The 19,028-nt window shown below is 64.0% G+C and carries 14 protein-coding genes; 9 read left to right on the top strand and 5 right to left on the bottom strand.

Annotated elements, in window-relative coordinates; all coding sequences use genetic code 11:
- Positions 1-104 precede the first annotated feature (104 nt).
- A complete protein-coding gene (locus H7A86_RS08790; protein WP_104648493.1) occupies positions 105-449 on the top strand; it encodes a response regulator in 345 nt (114 codons plus the stop codon).
- Positions 450-486: 37 nt separating this feature from the next.
- Here H7A86_RS08790 and H7A86_RS08785 read toward each other — a convergent pair whose 3' ends face one another.
- Entirely contained in the window at positions 487-3,345 is a 2,859-nt protein-coding gene (locus H7A86_RS08785) for a hybrid sensor histidine kinase/response regulator (protein ID WP_119132187.1), read from the bottom strand.
- 417 nt (positions 3,346-3,762) lie between these two features.
- On the opposite strand from H7A86_RS08785, the gene H7A86_RS08780 reads away from it, so the two are divergent.
- From H7A86_RS08780 to H7A86_RS08765, 4 genes are all read left to right on the top strand, one after another.
- Positions 3,763-4,227, top strand: coding sequence for a MarR family winged helix-turn-helix transcriptional regulator (locus H7A86_RS08780; RefSeq protein WP_119132188.1), 465 nt, complete (start codon positions 3,763-3,765; stop codon positions 4,225-4,227).
- A gap of 36 nt (positions 4,228-4,263) precedes the next feature.
- Positions 4,264-5,448 carry an FAD-dependent monooxygenase gene (locus tag H7A86_RS08775; RefSeq protein ID WP_104582844.1) on the top strand — a complete coding sequence of 395 codons (1,185 nt, stop codon included), beginning with the start codon at positions 4,264-4,266 and terminating at the stop codon, positions 5,446-5,448.
- 412 nt (positions 5,449-5,860) lie between these two features.
- A complete protein-coding gene (locus tag H7A86_RS08770) occupies positions 5,861-7,972 on the top strand; it encodes a methyl-accepting chemotaxis protein (protein ID WP_119132190.1) in 2,112 nt (703 codons plus the stop codon).
- Positions 7,973-8,348: 376 nt separating this feature from the next.
- Positions 8,349-8,762 (top strand): hypothetical protein, encoded by a 414-nt coding sequence (locus H7A86_RS08765; RefSeq protein ID WP_425509752.1) that lies wholly within the window; start codon positions 8,349-8,351, stop codon positions 8,760-8,762.
- A gap of 10 nt (positions 8,763-8,772) precedes the next feature.
- On the opposite strand, the gene H7A86_RS08760 is transcribed toward H7A86_RS08765, so the two are convergent.
- Positions 8,773-9,270, bottom strand: a complete 498-nt coding sequence (locus tag H7A86_RS08760; RefSeq protein ID WP_180708087.1) for an aminotransferase-like domain-containing protein — start codon at positions 9,268-9,270, stop codon at positions 8,773-8,775.
- Between the two features lie 221 nt (positions 9,271-9,491).
- Entirely contained in the window at positions 9,492-9,962 is a 471-nt protein-coding gene (locus H7A86_RS21250) for a hypothetical protein (protein WP_425509745.1), read from the bottom strand.
- 368 nt (positions 9,963-10,330) lie between these two features.
- Between H7A86_RS21250 and H7A86_RS08750 the strand changes: the two genes are divergently transcribed.
- Complete coding sequence (locus tag H7A86_RS08750; RefSeq protein WP_104648573.1) at positions 10,331-10,882, top strand: CPBP family intramembrane glutamic endopeptidase; 552 nt, start codon at positions 10,331-10,333, stop codon at positions 10,880-10,882.
- Positions 10,883-11,000: 118 nt separating this feature from the next.
- Positions 11,001-11,375: a nuclear transport factor 2 family protein gene (locus H7A86_RS08745; RefSeq protein ID WP_104582838.1), complete on the top strand. Its 375-nt coding sequence runs from the start codon at positions 11,001-11,003 to the stop codon at positions 11,373-11,375.
- A 139-nt stretch (positions 11,376-11,514) separates the two neighbouring features.
- Here H7A86_RS08745 and H7A86_RS08740 read toward each other — a convergent pair whose 3' ends face one another.
- Both H7A86_RS08740 and H7A86_RS08735 read right to left on the bottom strand, forming a co-directional pair.
- Positions 11,515-13,308 (bottom strand): methyl-accepting chemotaxis protein, encoded by a 1,794-nt coding sequence (locus H7A86_RS08740; RefSeq protein ID WP_115676742.1) that lies wholly within the window; start codon positions 13,306-13,308, stop codon positions 11,515-11,517.
- 316 nt (positions 13,309-13,624) lie between these two features.
- A complete protein-coding gene (locus H7A86_RS08735; protein ID WP_104648485.1) occupies positions 13,625-14,701 on the bottom strand; it encodes a catalase family protein in 1,077 nt (358 codons plus the stop codon).
- Between the two features lie 1,015 nt (positions 14,702-15,716).
- Between H7A86_RS08735 and H7A86_RS08725 the strand changes: the two genes are divergently transcribed.
- The gene (locus H7A86_RS08725; RefSeq protein ID WP_119132191.1) at positions 15,717-17,984 is read left to right on the top strand and encodes a methyl-accepting chemotaxis protein; all 2,268 of its coding nucleotides are present in this window, start codon (positions 15,717-15,719) and stop codon (positions 17,982-17,984) included.
- Positions 17,985-18,315: 331 nt separating this feature from the next.
- Positions 18,316-18,954 carry a DUF6766 family protein gene (locus H7A86_RS08720; protein ID WP_180708086.1) on the top strand — a complete coding sequence of 213 codons (639 nt, stop codon included), beginning with the start codon at positions 18,316-18,318 and terminating at the stop codon, positions 18,952-18,954.
- The last annotated feature ends 74 nt before the right edge of the window (positions 18,955-19,028 follow it).

Raw genomic sequence — 19,028 nt, 5'->3', positions numbered from 1 at the left:
CACGTTCGTCACGCGCGCAGGCCTAGCGTTGCAGCTGAAGTGCATCGCGTGGTTGCGATCGCTCGAGGACTGCGGTGAATCACGCATCATGTAACGCCCGTATCTTGCTGGTCGAAGACGACGATGCCATTCGTGCGATGACCGCCGATATCCTCGGTGACGAGGGCTATCAGGTCACCGCTTCGCCCGATGCCGAGCAGGCGCTGGAGCAGCTCAATCGGTCGTGCCCGTTCGATCTGCTGCTTTCCGATATCTGCCTGCCCGGCATGAACGGGCGCGACCTTGCAGACAGCGCGCGCCGCCTGTATCCCGCATTGCCCATCGTGTTCATGACCGGCTACGCCGGCTCCATTGCCAAGCGCGCGGATTTTCTCGATACCGGCATGCGCCTGTTGACCAAGCCATTTTCCTTGCGTGACCTGCTCGGCATCGTGCGCACCGCGCTGTAGGCGCACCCAACCGCCCGCAACGTGCTCCACCTCCGCGTCACGGCGCTTTGCGCTCCAGCAGTTGCGCTACACGGCGCTCCAGGTCCACCGCCAGGAATGGCTTGGTCAACACTTCCATGCCCTCGTCCAGCTGCCCGGCGCCTACCGCCGCCGTTGCCGCATAACCGGTGACGAACAGCACCGGCAGTGTCGGCCGGTACTGCCGGCCCGCGTCGGCAACCTGACGTCCGTTCAACCCGCCGGTCAGGCCGACGTCGGTCACCAGCAGGTCGATCGCTTCCTGCGAGCGCAGGCGTTCCACCGCCGCGCTGCCTTCGGCGGTCTCGATGACGCGGTAGCCCGCTTCGCCCAGCACTTCGGACATCAGCACGCGGATCGCGGTTTCATCTTCCACCAGCAGCACCGTGCAGCTCTGCGCCGCCGAGTGCACCGGTTGCTCGCTCGCCGGCACCGTCTCGTCCTGCGGCAGCGCGCCGTTGAAGCGCGGCAGGTACAGCGCCATCGTGGTGCCCACGCCCACCTCCGAGTCGATCCGCACGTGCCCGCCGGACTGGCGGGTGAATCCGTAGATCATCGACAGCCCAAGACCGGTGCCCTGCCCGATCGGCTTGGTGGTGAAGAACGGCTCGAAGACCTTGGACATCACCTCGGCGCTCATGCCGGTGCCGGTGTCCTGCACGCTCAGGCACACGTACTCGCCGACCGGCAGGTCCAGCTGCTGGGCGGCTTCGGCCTCCAACACCCGGTTGGCGATACCGATGGTGAGCTCGCCGCCATCGGGCATCGCATCGCGCGCATTGATGCACAGGTTCAGCAGCGCGTTTTCCAGCTGTGGTGCATCCACCAGCACTTTCCAGGCATCGGGTGCGGGGCGCAGCCGCAAGGCAATCGACGGCCCCAGCGTGCGCGCGATGATGTCGTGCATGCCGTGCACCAGTGCCTGCACCTCCAGCGCGGTGGGCGCCAGGGTCTGCCGGCGCGAAAACGCCAGCAGCCGCTGGGTCAACGCGGTGGCGCGCGCGGCGCTGGATTGGGCCATCTCCACATAGCGTTCCAGGCGGTCGTACTTGCCCTGTTCGATCCGCGTCTGCAACAGCTCCAGGCCGACGCTGATCGCGGTCAGCAGATTGTTGAAGTCGTGCGCCAGCCCACCGGTCAGCTGGCCAACCGCCTCCATCTTCTGGCTCTGGCGCAGCTTCTCTTCGGCCAGCAGCAGCGCCGCGCTGCGTTCGCGCACACGCTCTTCCAGCGTTTCGGTCAGCTGGCGCAGCTGCTGTTCGGCCAGCCGCTTGTCGGTGATGTCGGCAGCGGTGCCGAACCACTCCACGATCTGCTCGCGCTCGTCCAGCAAGGGGATCGCGCGCATCAGGGTCCACCCCACCTGCTGATCGGCATCCAGCACGCGGTATTCCAGATCCAGCCCGGACTTGTTGATGATCGAATGCGCAATGGCTTCGGACAGCCGTGCGCGGTCGTCCGGGTGCACCATCTCCTGCTGCCAGTTCAGGCTCGACGAGAGCGCATCGCTCAGCGCGCCCTCGCCCACCAGCTGGCGAAGCTCGCGCCAATCGGCCGTGGCCGAAAAAATCGATTGCGAGGACGCGCGCACCAACGCATCCAGCCGGCGCTCGCTCTTGCGCAAGGCTTCGCTGGCCAGCCGCTCGGCGGTACGGTCGCGCAACACCTTGACAAAGCCGATCGCCGCACCGGTTTCGTCGCGCAGCACCATCAGCGAACCATTCGCCCAGAAGCGCTGGCCGGACTTGCGCACATGCCAGCGCTCGTCCATGCCGCTGCCGCTTTCCAGCGCCGCCGCCGCCTCGATCAGGATCTGCCGGCGCTCCACGTCTTCCGGGGTGAAGGTGCGCTCCAGCGTCTGGCCGAGCATCTCGGCCTCGCTCCAGCCCAGGATGCGCTGCGCGCCCTCGTTCCAGGACGTCACCAGGCCGTACAAGTCGGTGGCGATGATCGCGTAGTCCATCACGCTGTCCAGGATCTGCCGGTTGCGCACTTCGGCTTCGCGCACCGCGCGTTCCAGGCCGATGCGATCGGTGATGTCCAGACCCTGCACGAAGACGCCGGAGACGGTGCCGTCGGCACCGGCGATCGGCTGGTAGACCAGGTCCAGCAGGCGCCGCTCCACCGCGCCGCCCGGCTCCACCTGCACGTTGTAGGCGAGCGCGTTGGCCGTGTAGGCGCGCCCGGACTGATACACCTCGTCCAGCAGACGCAGATGCCCCTGCTCGACTAGATCGGGCAAGGCCTCGGCCAGGGGCTTGCCGATCACGTCGCGGTGGCCGATCAGGCGCGAATAACACGGGTTGGCAAATTCCACCCGATGCTGCGGACCACCCAGGAACGCCATGAACATCGGCGCCTGCTCGAACAAGCGGATCAGCCGTTCGTGTTCATCGGCAAGCCGGTTTTGCGCCACCTTGCGGGCGGTCACTTCGTTGGTCACGCAAAACGCGCCGCCCACGCGTCCATCGTCCAGATAAATCGGCGAGAACGAGAACGTCCACCAGGTGTCTTCCGGCGTGCCGTAGCGGTTCATGCCGATCGGCACTTCATCGAAGCGCGAGGCGCGCCCTGCGAACGCGGCCTCGATCGGCGCACGCACGGCCTCCCAGGCATCGGCCCACAAGTCCCGCAACGGCGCACCCAGGGCGTGCGGCTGCCGCGGCCCCAGGATGGGCGCATACGCATCGTTGTAGAAAAAGGTCAGCGCATCGCCCCACACCACATACATGCTTTCCGGCGAGCTGAGCATCAGGCTGACGGCATTGCGCAACGGCGACGGCCACTGCGTGGTCGGCCCTAGCGAGGTTGCGGCCCAGTCGTATGCGCGCACGGCCTGGGCCATGGCGCTCTGGCCATAAGGAAACGGCGCGCTCATGCGGCGCCCGGGCGTGCTGCCGTCCAGCGGCAGGCGTCATGCATGCAGCGCGCAACGCGGTGTGCGGCCAGCTTACCAGTCACCCAAACAAGCATCTTTGACAAAACCATTGAAGAGGAATCAGGGGCCAACGCCGCGCATCGCCGGCCGGCAGGGTCGGACATGCCGGCCTGACCTGCCAGCGCAACGCCCTCCGGCATCGCCGTCGGCACAGCGCGCAGCGTGCAGCGCCCGCCTACGTTACAACACCCAGGTGGCTGACGTGACCTGACTGCGCGCCGGCCCACCGCACCGCGCGCGTCGCTGCCCGGCATGCTTGGCTGGGAGACCTCGCCATGACGCGCAGGCAGTGCCCCGTGGCGCGGGTGCCCGGATAAAATCGCCAGCTGGCCCAAAAGGCGTGGCACGGTAACGCAGATGCAGGATCGCGACGTACTCATTCACCCCCTGGCCGCGGTAGCACCGGGGTATCTGGCCAACCATGCTGCGCGGGTCTTCAATCGCCTGGTGGATGCGCAACTGCGGCCGCACGGCATGTCGCTGGCACTGATCGGGCCGATCATGCTGCTGTCCTGGAAAGGGCCGATGATGCAACGCGACCTGGTGATCGCCTCGGCCGTGAAGCAGCCGGCAATGGTGGCCCTGCTGGACAAGCTGGAGGGCCTGAAGCTGATCAAGCGCTCCCCGACGCCGCAGGACCGCCGCGCCGCGGTGGTGTCGCTCACGCCTGCCGGGCGCAGGATCGCCGAGATCGGCGGCAGGATCCTGACCGATCTGAATGCCGATGCACTGAAAGACTTCTCCCCCGAGGAGGCGCAGCAGACCGTCGCGTTCATGCAGCGCCTGATCGCCAACCTGGAGAAGCGCGACCAGGGCATGTAATATCACCCATGATATTAATTCTCCGGGTGATCTGTCATGCCGCGTCGCATCCTCATCACCGGCGCAAGTGTCGCCGGCAACACCGTGGCGTGGGCACTGGCCCAACAAGGCCTTGAGGTCACCGTCGTCGAGCAGGCTGAACAGTTTCGCGATGGCGGCCAGAACATCGACGTGCGCGGCGTCGGCCGCGAGGTCCTGCGGCGCATGGGCCTGGAGCAGGCCGCACTCGACCACGGCACCGGCGAGGAAGGCACCGCCTGGGTCGACGAACACGGCCATGCGGTGGCGACCTTCAAGACCGACGACATCGACGGCGATGGCCCGACCGCGGAACTGGAAATCCTGCGTGGCGACCTCGCCCGCCTGCTCTATGCGGCCGCCCGCCAGCACGCGGAGTATCGGTTCGGCGACCGCATCGCCAGCATCGCCGACGACGGCAATGCCGCCACCGTCCACTTCCAGAGCGGGCACAGCGAGCGCTTCGATGCCGTCATCGTCGCCGAAGGGGTCGGCTCGGCCACGCGCGAGCTGCTGTTTCCCGGCGAGAACGCGCCGCGCTGGATGGATCTGACCATCGCCTACTTCACCATCGCACGCACCGCCGACGATGACCGCCTGTGGCGCTGGTATCACACCACCGGCGGGCGCAGCATCTCCTTGCGCCCGGACCGGCACGGCACCACGCGCGCCATGCTCTCGCTGCAGAAAGCCTCAGAGGGCGAACAGGACTGGGACGTGGCGACCCAAAAGGCCTACTTGCGCGAACGTTTCGCCGACGCCGGCTGGCAGGCGGCGCGGGTGCTGGACGGCATGGACAGCACCGAGGATTTCTACTTCGACGCCTTGCGGCAGGTCCGCATGCCGCGCTGGCACGCCGGCCGTGTCGTGCTCACCGGCGACGCGGCTTGGTGCGCAACCCCGCTGGCCGGCATCGGCGCCACCCTGGCAGTCACCGGTGGTTATGTGCTGGCCAATGAGATCGCACGCGCCCAGACGCTGGAACAGGCGTTTGCCGCCTACGCCGCGGCCATGCGGCCGATGGTCGACAAGGGTCAGGGCGTGCCGAAGATCGGCCCACGGCTGATGAATCCGCACAGCCGGCTTGGCATCCAGCTGCTGCACGGCGCACTGAAATTCGCCAGCCAACCCAGCATCCAGAACATCGCCACCAAGCTGATGACGCCGTCGATGCAGGCGCCGGACCTGTCGCGCTACGACTGAACCAAATGGATCAGTGGCTGCGCTGCCATGGCGGCAGTGGGCGTGCTGAGCTCAACACCGGCCATCGGCCGCAGTTCCCTCGCGGCGGCCGCCTCCCCGCGCCACACCTCATCGAGCTGGATCGGCGTATCTCCTGGGGCTGAGAGGCGCCGCAGCGCGTCACTTCGGCCATGCCCGCCGCTTGCGACCTCGCCCGCCCTGGCCCGGCGCCAGCGCGAGGCCAACCGTGGATGAATCCCTCCGGGCAGACGGTTTCATTTCCGATGGCCGAAGCCGCTAACGAACAGGTCGAGACATCCTTCGTGCAGCGGCAACGCTGCCGGCCCCATCGGTGTCCCGGGCGCATCGCCTCCCAGCTGTTGCTGGGATTCTCCCCGCTCTTCCGCTCGCCGGATCACCGATCAAACTCCCTATGTCCCTGCTTTCGAATCTGCGTATCGGTCAGCGCCTGGCCCTCGGCTTCCTCGCGATCATTGTCCTGATGGTGCTCCTCACCGTCGTCGGCATCCAGCGCGTGCGCAGCATCGACCAGCAGCTCACCGCCATCAACGAAGTGAACAGCGTCAAGCAACGCTATGCGATCAACTTCCGCGGCAGCGTGCACGACCGCGCGATCGCCCTGCGCGATGTCGTGCTGCTGGACGACCCGGCAGACCGGCAGACGGCAGAGCAATCGATCGACAAGCTCGCCGCGGACTACGCCCGCTCCGCCAAGCCGCTGGACGACATGATCGCGACCTCCACGGACGCGGAAGAAAAGGCCATCCTCCAGCGGATCAAGGCCATCGAGCAGCGCACCATGCCGTTGATCGCGCAGGTGCGTGCGTTCCGCGATGGCGCCGACAAGCCGCATGCCGAACAACGCCTGCTGCAGCAGGCGCGCCCTGCCTTCGTCGCCTGGCTGGCCAGCATCAACGCCTTCATCGACCTGCAGGAAGCCAAGAACCGCGCGGCTGCCAAGGATGCGGTCACCACTGCGCGCGGCTTTGCGATGCTGATGGTGGTCTCCACCGTCATCGCCCTGCTGCTGGGCGCAACGATTGCGTTGTTGCTGACCCGCAGCGTGGTGCTGCCGTTGCGGCAATCGCTGCGGCTGGCCGAGCGCATCAATGACGGCGACCTGCGCAGCCAGGACCTGCCCACCGGCAAGGACGAATCCGGCCAGCTGCTGCGCGCCATGCAGCAGATGCAGCGCCGCCTGCAGGATGTGATCTCCGCCCAACGCAGCATGGCGGCCCGCCACGATGCCGGCGAGATCAGCTACCGCACCGACGCCCAGCATTTCCCCGGTGAATACGGGCACATGGTGCAGGACACCAACGCCCTGGTGCATGCGCACGTGCAGACCCAGCTGCGCATGACCGAGGTCATGGGCAGCTATGCCATCGGCGACCTGGCACCGGAAATCGAGCAATACCCCGGCGAAAAGGCCGCCATCACCGCCACCATGCAGCAGGTCAAGCAGAACCTGCGCGCCATCAACGCGCAGATCCAGCAGCTCACCCAGGCTGCATGTGCCGGCAACTTCGCGCTGCGCGGCCAGCCGGAAAAGTTCGAGCACGACTTCCGCCTCATGGTCGAAAACCTCAACACCATGATGGCCACCTCCGATACCAACCTGGCCAGGTTTTCCGACCTGCTGCGGTGCATCGCCGATGGCGACCTGACCGTGCGCATGAGCGGCAACTTCCACGGCGTGTTCGCCTCCATGCGCGACGATGCCAACAGCACGGTGCACCGCCTGACCGACATCGTCACGCACATCCAGACCACCTCCAACAGCATCGGCTTCGCCACCGAAGACATCGCCAGCGGCAACCAGGAACTGTCCCGCCGCAGCGAACAGCAGGCCGCCAGCCTGGAAGAAACCGCCGCCTCGATGGAAGAGCTGACCTCCACCGTCAAGCAGAATGCCGAGCACGCCGGCCGTGCCAATCAGCTCGCGCTGGGCGCCGCCGCCATCGCCTCGGAAGGGCGCGACGTGGTCGGCCAGGTCATCGAACAGATGTCCGGCATCGAGGCCTCGTCCAGGCGTATCGCCGACATCATCTCGGTCATCGACGGCATCGCCTTCCAGACCAACATCCTCGCCCTCAATGCCGCCGTCGAGGCCGCACGCGCCGGCGAACAAGGCCGCGGTTTTGCCGTGGTCGCCTCGGAAGTGCGCACCCTCTCGCACCGCTCATCGGACGCCGCCAAGGAGATCAAACACCTGATCGACGACTCCGTACAGCGCGTCGCCGACGGTGCAACGCTGGTGCACAAGGCCGGCACCACCATGGGCGAGGTCGTCACCAGCGTCCAGCACGTCACCGACATCATGGGCCACATCTCCGCCGCCTCGCTGGAACAGGCCGGCGGCATCGAACAGGTCAATCGGACCATCGCCCAGATGGACGAAACCACCCAGCAGAACGTCAGCCTGGTCGAAGCGGCGAGCACCGCCGCACGTTCGCTCGAAGCGCATTCGACGCAACTGACGCGGGCGGTCGAGGTATTCAAGGTCAATGCGTCGGTGATCTAACCGGGCGGATGGCGTGGCCTGCCGCCGGTCCGGACCAGAGCCGACGTGCAGCGATTGGTGATCGGCCAACCTGCGCTGCCCGGCGCCGGATGGCCGCTCGGGTAAAGGGGGAAAACGACAACGGCAATCGCACGGGGAGGCCGGGACGAGGTGGATCGGCCGCTGATGCGCTGGTTCATGACATCCCGGCTCGCCGGGTCACACAGTGTCGTCGCCAGGTGCACAGATCAGTCGGCTCGCCTTCGCTGCCAGCGCTCGCGCACTGCTGGCGCCTGCGCGAGAGCACCACGGCGAAGTGACGCCACATCGCCGTGATGTGATTGCTACCCAGGTGCAGCTCGCCGAACATCAGCTTTTATTTGGACAACATGCGAGCATGACCGCCATGCAACGTATCCGCCTCTTCCGCAGACCAGTACTTGTAACGCTTCTGGCCGTTTCACTTGCCGGATGCGCGGCGGCTGGCTCCATCACTGCGTGGCCCATCGAAGGCCCGGTACGGCTGGGAGACATCGCGGCGGTCGATGGCCCCAGGGTTCGTCCCGACCGCGTCATCGAAGACAGCCGTTGCCCGGCCGAGGTGCAGTGCGTCGTGGCGGGCCGGTTGATCGTCAGGGCAACCGTGCTCGGCGGGGGCTGGTCCAAACAGATCGATCTCACGCTTGGCGTGCCGGTGGCTGTGGCCGATGGCCAGTTGACGTTGGTCGACGCCACTGCTCCACCAGCAGACTCGGCAACGGCCTCCACGTCGGCCATGCGCTTCACCTTCCGCTTTCAGGGTGGCCGTTAATCACACTACTTCAGACCCTCGGCGATGCAGCACGAACACGGGGTCCTACAGGTGCCAGCACGTCATCCAGCGCTGCTCGTAGCCGTTGAACCGAGGCATATGCCTGCTCTCGCGTTGCAAAGCTCGAGAATCCCATGAGTAAACCGCCCGACGATGAGGGCCGGATTCGCCACCTGCTCAATGCCTGAAGTGGCAGTCCGTGGGATTGGGCGGCCTGCGCCAGCAACGCATCACGTTGCCCTGTCGCGGGATAGGCCAGCACCTGGAGTCCGCCTGCCTGGGGCTGGATCGCCATGCGGGAACCAAAGATATCGGTGAGCGCATCGACCAGATAGCTGCGCCTCTGACTGTAGAGCGCACGCATCTTGCGCAAGTGACGGGAGAAGTGCCCTTGCTCCATGAACTCGGCGACCGTGGCCTGTGACACGAAGGATCCCACACCGCCAAGCTGCCCGGCTGCATCGGTGAAACGTTCGATCTGGGCCTTGGGGACAACCAGATAGGCCATCAATGCAGGTTGCCCGCGATGCCTGGCACTGCAGATAGCCCATCAAGGCACGGAATGGGAGCTTGCCGGCCGGCAGGAGCCTGATCGGCACACGGTTGCAGCAGCTGCTCACCGTTGCCTTCGCCGATCCAAGCGCGACGTACGGCTCCGCTATGCACCGCGTCGCCAAGTGCCGTGCATCAAGCACGGGCATCGCAAGCGCGGCCTGGTCGCAATCCCAGCTAGGATTGACCTCTGGCCTGGGGAAAACAGCGCTCCATTCGATCCGTCCACGCTGCCAGCTGCTCGAGCGTATACGCCTCGATGGGCTTTGCCATTGTCGACGCGGCTTTATGTTGTGAAGCAGTTGCAATCAACGACGAAGAAAGGCGATCCCAGCAACGCATGAGCAGCACGGGAGATGGATGCGAAGCAACCATTGCCTCAAGCACCGCACCTTGAGCCACCCTTGCTGCCTGCAGGTCGCTCAACGCATCCACAACCGCTGTCATCCATTGCTCGTTCAACTGCTCCATACCTGTCAACAACGCTGTGGGAAGCGCATAGCGTATCCGCATCCACAGGCTATTGGTGGCGCCATGTGTTCCTCGTTGCAAACACAGCTGAACCAGCAAGGTGATGCGGGGTTCAAGCAGAGCGTTGGCCCGACATACGTCTGCAGGCACCGGTGGCCGGCGCAGTCGCTGCGGCATAGACCCATCGCGCGAAGAGATACATGCCAGTGCTACACCGGGCGGGCGTGTTGATGATCGACGCCGGCTGACTGCCTGCGTCATTGGCCGGCCCCATGACGGTGACCGGATCATGGCCGAGACCCTGTCCATGCCCCACCCCTCTTCGCAGATAGCAGCCCATGCCCTCTGGCACAGGACGCTTGTCGCTCCTGTTGCTACCGTTCAAGGACCTACTCGATCCTCCTTCCAGCATGTTTCAACAAGGCGACGCAACCGCATATCCCCGCTCTGGCAGTCCTGCGCTGGGACATCCTTTGGCACGCATCGCAGCGATCGCAGTCCTCCTCGCGCTGGCGCATTACCGCTGGTTGCAGTTTCCCTGGCGGATGCCGGTGGTCGGCGTACTCGGGATCGCGTTGGTCTGGCTGGAAACGCGCTCGCTGGGTGCCTGCGGACTGCAGCGCCGGCCCTTTCGCGCCTGGCTTGGTTGGACGCTGCTGCTGCTCGCGCTCGTCATCGGCTTGGTCAATCCGTTCGTGCAACCGCTGATCGATGCCCTGACCGGGACCAAGGCCGATTACAGCGGCTACGGTGCATTGCGTGGCAACTTCAACGCGGCCGCCCAGCTGGCAGGCGGTGCCTGGCTCAGCGCCGCGCTGGGCGAAGAACTGGTCTTCCGTGCGTTCTTGATGCACCACCTCGATCACGTGCTGGGCCGCTACCGTGGGGGCCAGGTGATGGCGGCAGTGGCAGGGGGAGCACTCTTCGGCGCGATGCACCTGAGCCAAGGCATCTCGGGGGTGCTGCTGACCGGGCTTGTCGGCGCCTTGTTTGGCTATGTCTACCTGCGATCAGGACGCAACCTGTGGGCGACGGTCCTGGCGCATGGATTGATCGATACCTGGGGCATTGCGACGCTGTACCTGGGCTGGTATTAGGAAGCACGCACCCTGATCCGCTTGCTCCAGTGCTTGACTGCCCGGAGTCCTTGCCACGTCGTCCGCACCTGCTGTGCGGTGGCGACTTGCCTTCCCGACACGAGAAGATTGCCCAGACATGACCACCGATAACGTGCTCTCGATCGTTCAGGCGCAGCTGGACGCCTACAACGCCAAGGATATCGACGCATTGCTGGCGACCTATGCCGACGATGCCGAGCATTACACCTTGCACGGCCCCCGACTGGCGAAAGGACACGCCATGCTTCGCGAGCGCTTTCTCGCCCGCTTTGAAGAGCCGGACCTGCATGCGCGGCTGTTGTCGCGGACCGTCGTCGGCAACATCGTCGCCGATTCGGAGCTGATCACCCGCAACCTTGCTGACGGGACCAGTCTTGTTGAGATGCTCTGCATCTACGAGGTGGCCGATGGAAAAATCCAGAGGGCCTCATTCGCTACCGGCGCACGCATTGCCACTGCACCTGCGCGATGAAACATCCCAAGCGAGCGGTTTGCACCGTGCGCCTTTTCAGGCCGAGCGTAAAAAAGCCACCGACTGCATTCTGGTTTTCAGCGCACCGCCCTGCATCCCGGCGTCACCAGGTCGCAGGGCGGCGCGCTGGCTGCATGCGTCATGCAGCCAGTGCGAGTTTCGCCTTGCCACTGACGCTGCGTGAACTGTTCGCAACACTCTCCACCAGCGCGGTCGCCTGATCTTCCAGTGCGCGGGCCGACGATGCCATGGTGTCGACGAGCGCGGAGTTTTGCTGCGTGGCCGCATCCATCTGGGAGATCGTTTGATTGATCTGCTCGATGCCGGCGCTCTGCTCGTGACTGGCCGCCGCAATGCCACCCATGATGTCGTTGACCTGCCTCACCGACGACAGCAGCTCTTCCATGGCCTTGCCCGCCACGTTGACCTGCTCCGCGCCCTGCCCCACCTTCGCGCCTGAATCGGCGATCAGGTCGCGGATCTCCTTGGCGGCCATGGTGCAGCGCTGAGCAAGGCTGCGCACCTCCGAAGCGACGACCGCAAAGCCGCGTCCCTGCTCGCCTGCCCGCGCCGCTTCCACGGCCGCATTCAGGGCGAGGATGTTGGTCTGAAACGCGATGCCGTCGATGACGGTGATGATTTCGCCGATCTTGCGCGATGACGCCTGGATCGCTGCCATCGTGCTGACCACCCCATTGACCAGCTCGCCGCCATGCAGCGCGGTCTCTGCGGCCTGGCTCGCCAGCGAATTGGCCTGACGCGCGCCTTCGGCGTTCTTGCGAACGATGCTGGTCATCTCCTCCATGGAACTTGCGGTTTCCTCGAGGGCGGCCGCCTGCTGTTCCGTGCGCCGTGACAGGTCATCGTTGCTGCGCACGATATCGCCTGCCGCGTTGCTGAGCGTGTTTGCCACCTCGCCCAACTGACGTCCGGCTTCCACGTCCATCAACGCGCCCACCGCGCGCAGTGGCGTGCCATCTGCCGCGCGCTTGGTCAGACCGCGTGCGCGGAACCAGCGGTACTGGCCGTTCTTGAGTTGCAGGCGATACTCGATGTCGAAGTTGGTGCGGCCACTGCGGTCGTTCAGATGCGCTGCGAACGCATTCAGAGAACGCTCCTTGTCTTCCGGGTGAAGCCGTGACGCCCAGCTATCGAGCACATTGGGGAATTCCTGCTCGGACTCGAAGCCAAGCAGGTGGCGGAACTGCTGCGACCACCAGAACTCGTTGCTCGGATTGATCGGGTCACCCGCGATCACACTCATGTCCCACAACCCATCGCTGAGCATCTGCGAGCCGAGCTCGAAGCGCGTCAGCGTGATGTCGAGGAACTGCTCCCGCTCACGGCGCTCGGTGATGTCGGTGAGCGACCCGGCCACACGCAGCGGCAGGCCCTGCGCATCGCGCTCGGTCGTGCCGAATGCGCGGAACCAGCGGTATTCGCCGGACTTCAGGCGCAGGCGGTTTTCCACGTCGTAGGGAGTGCGACCACTGCGATCGGCAAGGTGCGCCGCGAAGGCATCCAGCGTCGGCTGCTTGTCGTCCGGGTGCAGGCACGCGACCCAGCTGTCCAGGACATTGGGGAAATCCTGTTCGGACGCAAAACCCAGCAGCCGGCGCATCTGCGGCGACCACCACACCGGGCTGTCCGGGTGCGTGGGATCTCCGCCGATGACGCCGATATCCCAGAGCCCGTCAGTGGTGCCGCTGGCGACCAGTTCGAAGCGCCCCTCCAGATGGCGCAACGCGGTCGTCGCCTCTTCCGCCCGGGCCTGTGCCAGATCGCGCTCCTGTTGCGCCGCATGCAGGGACTCGGCCAGCTTCCTGAGAAGCAGAGCCGTCCCGTTGTTCGGCCATTGCGCAGTGCCGCCGTTCAACGTGGCATCGACCGCTTTGGTCAGCGCGTCCACCTTGTGGCTGTCGGAGAAAAACATGGCGACCTCTGCTACTTGCGTTAGGGATGCGTCCCTAGCGGCAGCGATCGGTCCTTCTTGATAGTGGTGTCTCGATCTGACAGCCCGGCTGGGTCCAGCATTCAGCTGGACGCGACCGGCAGCGCTGGTGGAGAGGGGCTATCACCAGCAACGTCCTTGCTACGGGGGCCGGGCCAACCCCGGCACACCACGTGGACTGACGTCGTCGTCCATCTTTTGCGAGTTCTCAAACACTCCTGGCTGGCAGCTGCAGTCCGGGGCACGCAGACCACGCGGAGGCATCGGGGCCACACGGCAAGGTCAAGCAACGACCGCGCTAGACGCCAGTTGGCTCGTGGATCGGGCAGCGATTGAACTCGGCACGGAATCGGCGTGATGCTGCCATCACGACACGGCGCGCCCGGTTGATGGCACCCAGCGGCCGGTGAGCGGCCAGGGCATGCCACGGCGAGAAGGCGATGCGGTCTTCCAGCCGTTGCGAGTTCTCCCCGTCCCAGCCGGCCTGGCGCTCGACGACCACACGCGCCACTGCGACAAAGGGGCTGATGGATTGCGGCCACTCCGTCGAGGCATCCTCGACCGGCATCTTGTCCACATCCCGGCACAGCTGCACGCGCAGCTCCCACTCGGCGGGGCTGTCCAGGGTGCTGATGGCGTGATGAACGGCATCGCGTTGCGCGTCCTGGGAGTCGCCCACGTCCTCACCATCCAGTGCGAGGAGGTTGCTGGACACCGGCGCAAGCGAGAACTTGGCGATATAGCGGCCGTAGAGATACGGCACCTGCGAAAAGAAGGTTTCGCCTAGCGGATGAATCTGCGGCTGCCCGCCCAGCTGCTTGATGCTGCCACTTCCCGCGCCGATCTTCTCAAGGCTGTTTTCCACCCCTCGAAGCACTTTTGAGAGCGCTGCCTTGGCACGCGGCGCCTTCTCAGTAGTCGTCGCAAGAACACGAAAATTACGCAGAAAACCGTCAGGACCCGGCGTGGTGAAGGAAGGGCCATTGACCATCAAAAAATCCTGACTGTGCTTTTCGTCTCCACCCTCCACGCGCTCACCACTCACGCCCAATACCTTCAACGCCAACGCACGCGGAGTCGAAACCGCATCGCTCAACTGTTCTGCAGGCGGCGATGACAAGCGGATATATGAATCGTATTGCCCGGGTTCTGCGAACAGGCCTTGCCGTAGCTCTTCCGGCAGATCGTTGAGCACGGTGAATTTGGCGGTCAGCAGGCCCTGCCCTTTCGCATGGACCGCGCGGTGCGCATGCCCCTCCTTCTCAGCCACGGTCGTTGCCATGTCAACGAACAACGCTTCCAGGGAACGGATGGTTTCCTGCTCACTGACGCTGGGCGTTTCCAGATCGGGGCGGTATTCGACGGGCGGGTTCATGCGGTTCCTGGCTTTATGGCTGGTAAGGCCACTGTGCTACACGCCCTGTTTACGCCCCGTCGAAACCAGCAAGCGGATCAACGGTGGATGCTGCACATGTCGCCTTGCCCTGCCCATGCAATCGAAACCGCAAGTAGGCAGATATCCAGCCCGCGCACAGAAGCCCTTCGCTCTTTGTCCCCGGAGCTGCCGCTTCAACGAAGCGGGCGGGTGCCCGTCTTCCAAGCCGCTGGTCTTGATCATTTCATGAACAATTTATGGCAGGGACGCTCGCTTGCAGCGCGTCAAAGCTCGTGGCGCCGAGGCAGCCCTCGCGTGACCTGAGCGGTGCCTCCGGCCTGAAAATGGAGTCCCGGCTACCCGAGTCTTTCTATCGATGGGTTACTGCGGTGCAGCGCTCGCGCGAGCGTGGCTTCGCTTTGCTCGATGGCGTGCTTGATGGAGCGCGCTATCAGCGCGACCACGACATCTGGCTCGGCGATCTCCAGCGCGTCGCGGATCAATCCATGCACTGGCCAGACCGCGTCCCAGGGCTGCGCGATCTATCAGCAGCACTCCCCCTGTCATCCGGGTCTACGCCATGCGTATGCAACGCAAACAGGTCCCCTCGCCGTCTGAGCACACTCTGCGACACGCGCCGCACGTTTGAGTGTGTACACCTCGATCCGCTTCGCCATTGCCGAAGGCTTTTTTTTTGCGTCACCGTCGGCGCGTAGCCCAGCCTGCGACTGCCGCTCCTTCACCAGCGCTGCATTCTACGGGGGCGTCTTCTCCATCTGCACCACCGCCTGGTTGACCTACGCGACGCCTTCCTTCGCTGAATCCAAACACCTCAGCCTAATGCTTGCCGGCGTAACCACGCCTTTCTGAACCATCATGTATGCGTTAAAGATAATCACACGTAGGCCGATTATCGTATACGCCTTACGCATGCCGCGACCGCATAAGCGTTGACTGACGTGTCCCTGGCCCGGGCCAGGGTCGCCCCCCCCTACCTGCATTGGGATTTCCTTTAATGAACTTCACACGCCGCCTCCGGATCGGAGCGCGACTGGCGACCGGTTTTGGCTTGCTCCTCGCCCTCATCACATTGATCAGCATCGTTGCGCTACAAGGCAACAGGACACAGAACAAAGAGCTCCACAAGGTTGTGGATGTGAGTTTGGCCAAGATGGTGGCACTCACAACGCTATTGGATATCAACAACGACATGATTGTGGCGCGTCGCGAGATGACGCTGCTCCGCGATCCCGAAAAATTCGGGGACTACCAGGCCCGCATCAAGGGGCTGGTTAAGCGCTACGAGCTGACCTGGAAGGACTACAACGAAAAGTTTCCAGCGCCGGACGCAGCTGCCCGGGCTCGGCGCACGCGTATCGAGGAAATGCGCGCAATCGCAATGCCAATCAATCGTCAAATTGGCGAGCGGCTGGCAGCTGGTGATTACGATAGTGCGGTCGCTATCACCCTGGAAAAAGCCCGGCCTGCGATGCGGGCATGGAACCAAGCCATCGCCGAAAGCGTCGCGGAGCAAAAAAAGGCGATCGCCGCATCAGCTGCACAGGCAAACGACGCCAATCAGAGCAGCAACACAATGATCTGGGTGTTTGGCACCTTGAGTCTGCTGTTGGGCGGCCTGACAGCCTGGATCATCACGCAGAGTCTGACGAAGCCACTCTCCCAGGCACTTGCTTCGGTTAACGCAGTCGCGCGAGGCGACCTGAGCGTCATGAGCAATGACACAACTCAAGATGAGATCGGCCAAATGCTGCGAGCCTCTGACGAGATGGTGGCGATGCTACAACGCTATTCTCATCAAACAACGCTAATGATTCACAAGCATGCGGGCGAGGACATCAGCCACCGGATGCCTGAATCCTTCCCGGGGATCTATGGAGAGCTTGCACAAGGCATCAATACAATGATGTTTGAGCACCTCGACGCGATCGTCGACGCCATAGCGGTTCTTGAAGAGTATGCACGCGGAGATCTTCGCCGGGATGCGCGCCGCTTGCCCGCCTCGCGAGCATTTCTGCATGAATCCATGGATGCAGCCAAAGCCAGCCTGCTTGCGATCAATACGGAAATTAAGCGATTGGCCCAATCTGCGGCCAACGGCGATTTTGCTGCACGGGGTGACAGGGATCGGTTCCAGCACGACTTCCAAGTCATGATCGACGACCTGAATTCCATGATGCATATCAGCGATACCAACCTGGCCAGGCTGTCCGGGCTTCTTGAGGCAGTCGCACACGGCGATCTCACGGCGCGGATAGATGGTGAATTCAACGGTGTCTTCGCCAAGATGCGTGACGATGCCAATGCAACTGCCGGGCAACTCGCGACTATCGTGGGCCGTATCCAACACTCAGTGACCACGATCAGCTCTGCTGCGGGCGAGATTGCGGCAGGCAACCAGGATCTGTCCCAGCGCACCGAACAGCAGGCGGCCAACCTGGAAGAAACCGCTGCCTCGATGGAAGAGCTGACCTCCACCGTGCGCCAGAACGCCGAACATGCGCGCCAGGCCAACCAGCTGGCGATCGGCGCCGCAGGCGTGGCATCCCAGGGCGGCGAAGTCGTCGGCCAGGTGGTCGCAACCATGAGTGGTATCGAGGCGTCGTCCAAGAAGATCGCCGACATCATCTCGGTCATCGACGGTATCGCGTTCCAGACCAACATCCTGGCATTGAATGCCGCCGTGGAAGCGGCGCGGGCCGGCGAGCAAGGCCGCGGCTTCGCCGTGGTCGCCTCGGAAGTACGTACGCTGGCACAGCGTTCGTCCGGCGCGGCCAAGGAGATCAAGGACCTGATCGACGACTCGGTGCAGCGCGTCGTGGAAGGCTCGGCCCTGGTGCGCAGCGCCGGAACCACGATGACCGAAGTGGTCGCCAGCGTGCAGCGCGTGACCGACATCATGGGCGAAATCTCTGCAGCCTCGCAGGAACAGTCGGCCGGCATCGAGCAGGTCAACACCACCGTGACGCAGATGGATGAAGCGACCCAGCAGAACGCCGCACTGGTCGAGGAGGCGACCGCTGCAGCCCGCGCCATGGAAGAGCAAGCCACCCAGCTGACCGAGGCCGTGGCGATCTTCAAGATCGACAATGAGACAGTTCGTCGGGTCCAAGCAATCCCCCCTAAAACCGTCTTCGCCAACCCAGGCAGCAAGAAGACGGCAGCGCTTTTGAAGACACCTGCAAAACGCCTCCCGCATCAAGCACCGCGCCAAATCGAGTCACTCACTGGCTCAACGGACAGTGCAGGCTGGAAGGAGTTCTGACCGAGCCGAAGTGGGCCCAGATTTTCTGGGCCCACCAGAGTTGCGACTTGGCTCATCATCGCGCAGGAACAAGCCGTGGCAGCCGCTTTTTTTTGGCATTTTCCGAGTCCTCTCCCTGGTTGCCTCGGTGTCGTCGCATGTCGCCTGGCCCGGCCGCCACCCATGGGCGCTCCTGCCCAAGCCCGCCATGCTCACCGACCTGATCAACGCGGCAGGGTTCCCATATCCCGGAGTGCCCCTTGAGGGGCGGCACGCGATGCCGCTCCTTCACGAATTCCTGCGCTGGCGGGACTAACGTAGGATCGCTCGCTTACCTCTAGGGCGTATGGGCATGTGGAAACGAAATGGCTTATCGATCGTGCTCCTCTTCTTGCTTCTCTGCTTCTTTGCAGGCCAGGTGTGGACCGGCTTCCTGGCACACAATCAAGAACTCGCTGATAAGCAACGTGCGACATTGGATCTGTGGAACTACCTGCACAGCGGGCACTTCGTCAGCGCCACCTTCGAGAACTGGGAAAGCGAGTTTCTTCAGATGGGCATGTATGTCCTGCTGACCGTCAGCCTCCGCCAGAAGGGCTCGGCTGAATCACGCTCTTTGGACGAAGCTCAGGAAAAACAGCGCATCGAGGCTGGAACGACGCCTTGGGCCGTTCGCAAAGGTGGGATCTGGAAGACCTTGTATGGTCATTCCCTGGCAATTGCCTTCGGGGCCCTGTTCCTCATGAGCTTCTCCTTGCACCTGGCGGGCAGCTGGCGTGCGGAAGTGGATGAGCAGGTGGCGCTTGGACAGCCTGCCCCCACGTGCTGGGAACACCTCTGGAGCAGCAGCTTCTGGTTCGAGTCCTTCCAGAACTGGCAAAGCGAATTTTTGGCTGTGCTCTCATTGGTCATCTTGACCATCTTCCTACGCCAGAAGGACTCGCCTCAGTCAAAACCACTGGCCGCCCCGCACAGCCAGACGGGCGATTGAGGGAGTCAGGCCGTCCCGCTTTGCTGATCATCCACATGTCCCCTGTCTTGTCACTTTGCCGGGGCCAGCAGGGG

It is taken from the genome of Xanthomonas euroxanthea, assembly GCF_903989455.1.
Classification (GTDB): domain Bacteria; phylum Pseudomonadota; class Gammaproteobacteria; order Xanthomonadales; family Xanthomonadaceae; genus Xanthomonas; species Xanthomonas euroxanthea.
The sequence above is the reverse complement of the archived record's forward strand: the minus strand, read 5'-3'. Positions and strand labels throughout refer to the sequence as shown.

Excerpts from the sequence above, each read along its gene's own strand:
- H7A86_RS08785 (WP_119132187.1), bottom strand. The coding sequence starts at position 3,345 with ATGAGCGCGCCGTTTCCTTATGGCCAGAGCGCCATGGCCCAGGCCGTG.
- H7A86_RS08780 (WP_119132188.1), top strand. The coding sequence starts at position 3,763 with ATGCAGGATCGCGACGTACTCATTCACCCCCTGGCCGCGGTAGCACCG.
- H7A86_RS08775 (WP_104582844.1), top strand. The coding sequence starts at position 4,264 with ATGCCGCGTCGCATCCTCATCACCGGCGCAAGTGTCGCCGGCAACACC.
- H7A86_RS08770 (WP_119132190.1), top strand. The coding sequence starts at position 5,861 with ATGTCCCTGCTTTCGAATCTGCGTATCGGTCAGCGCCTGGCCCTCGGC.
- H7A86_RS08765 (WP_425509752.1), top strand. The coding sequence starts at position 8,349 with ATGACCGCCATGCAACGTATCCGCCTCTTCCGCAGACCAGTACTTGTA.
- H7A86_RS08760 (WP_180708087.1), bottom strand. The coding sequence starts at position 9,270 with ATGGCCTATCTGGTTGTCCCCAAGGCCCAGATCGAACGTTTCACCGAT.
- H7A86_RS21250 (WP_425509745.1), bottom strand. The coding sequence starts at position 9,962 with ATGCCGCAGCGACTGCGCCGGCCACCGGTGCCTGCAGACGTATGTCGG.
- H7A86_RS08750 (WP_104648573.1), top strand. The coding sequence starts at position 10,331 with ATGCCGGTGGTCGGCGTACTCGGGATCGCGTTGGTCTGGCTGGAAACG.
- H7A86_RS08745 (WP_104582838.1), top strand. The coding sequence starts at position 11,001 with ATGACCACCGATAACGTGCTCTCGATCGTTCAGGCGCAGCTGGACGCC.
- H7A86_RS08740 (WP_115676742.1), bottom strand. The coding sequence starts at position 13,308 with ATGTTTTTCTCCGACAGCCACAAGGTGGACGCGCTGACCAAAGCGGTC.
- H7A86_RS08735 (WP_104648485.1), bottom strand. The coding sequence starts at position 14,701 with ATGAACCCGCCCGTCGAATACCGCCCCGATCTGGAAACGCCCAGCGTC.
- H7A86_RS08725 (WP_119132191.1), top strand. The coding sequence starts at position 15,717 with ATGAACTTCACACGCCGCCTCCGGATCGGAGCGCGACTGGCGACCGGT.
- H7A86_RS08720 (WP_180708086.1), top strand. The coding sequence starts at position 18,316 with ATGTGGAAACGAAATGGCTTATCGATCGTGCTCCTCTTCTTGCTTCTC.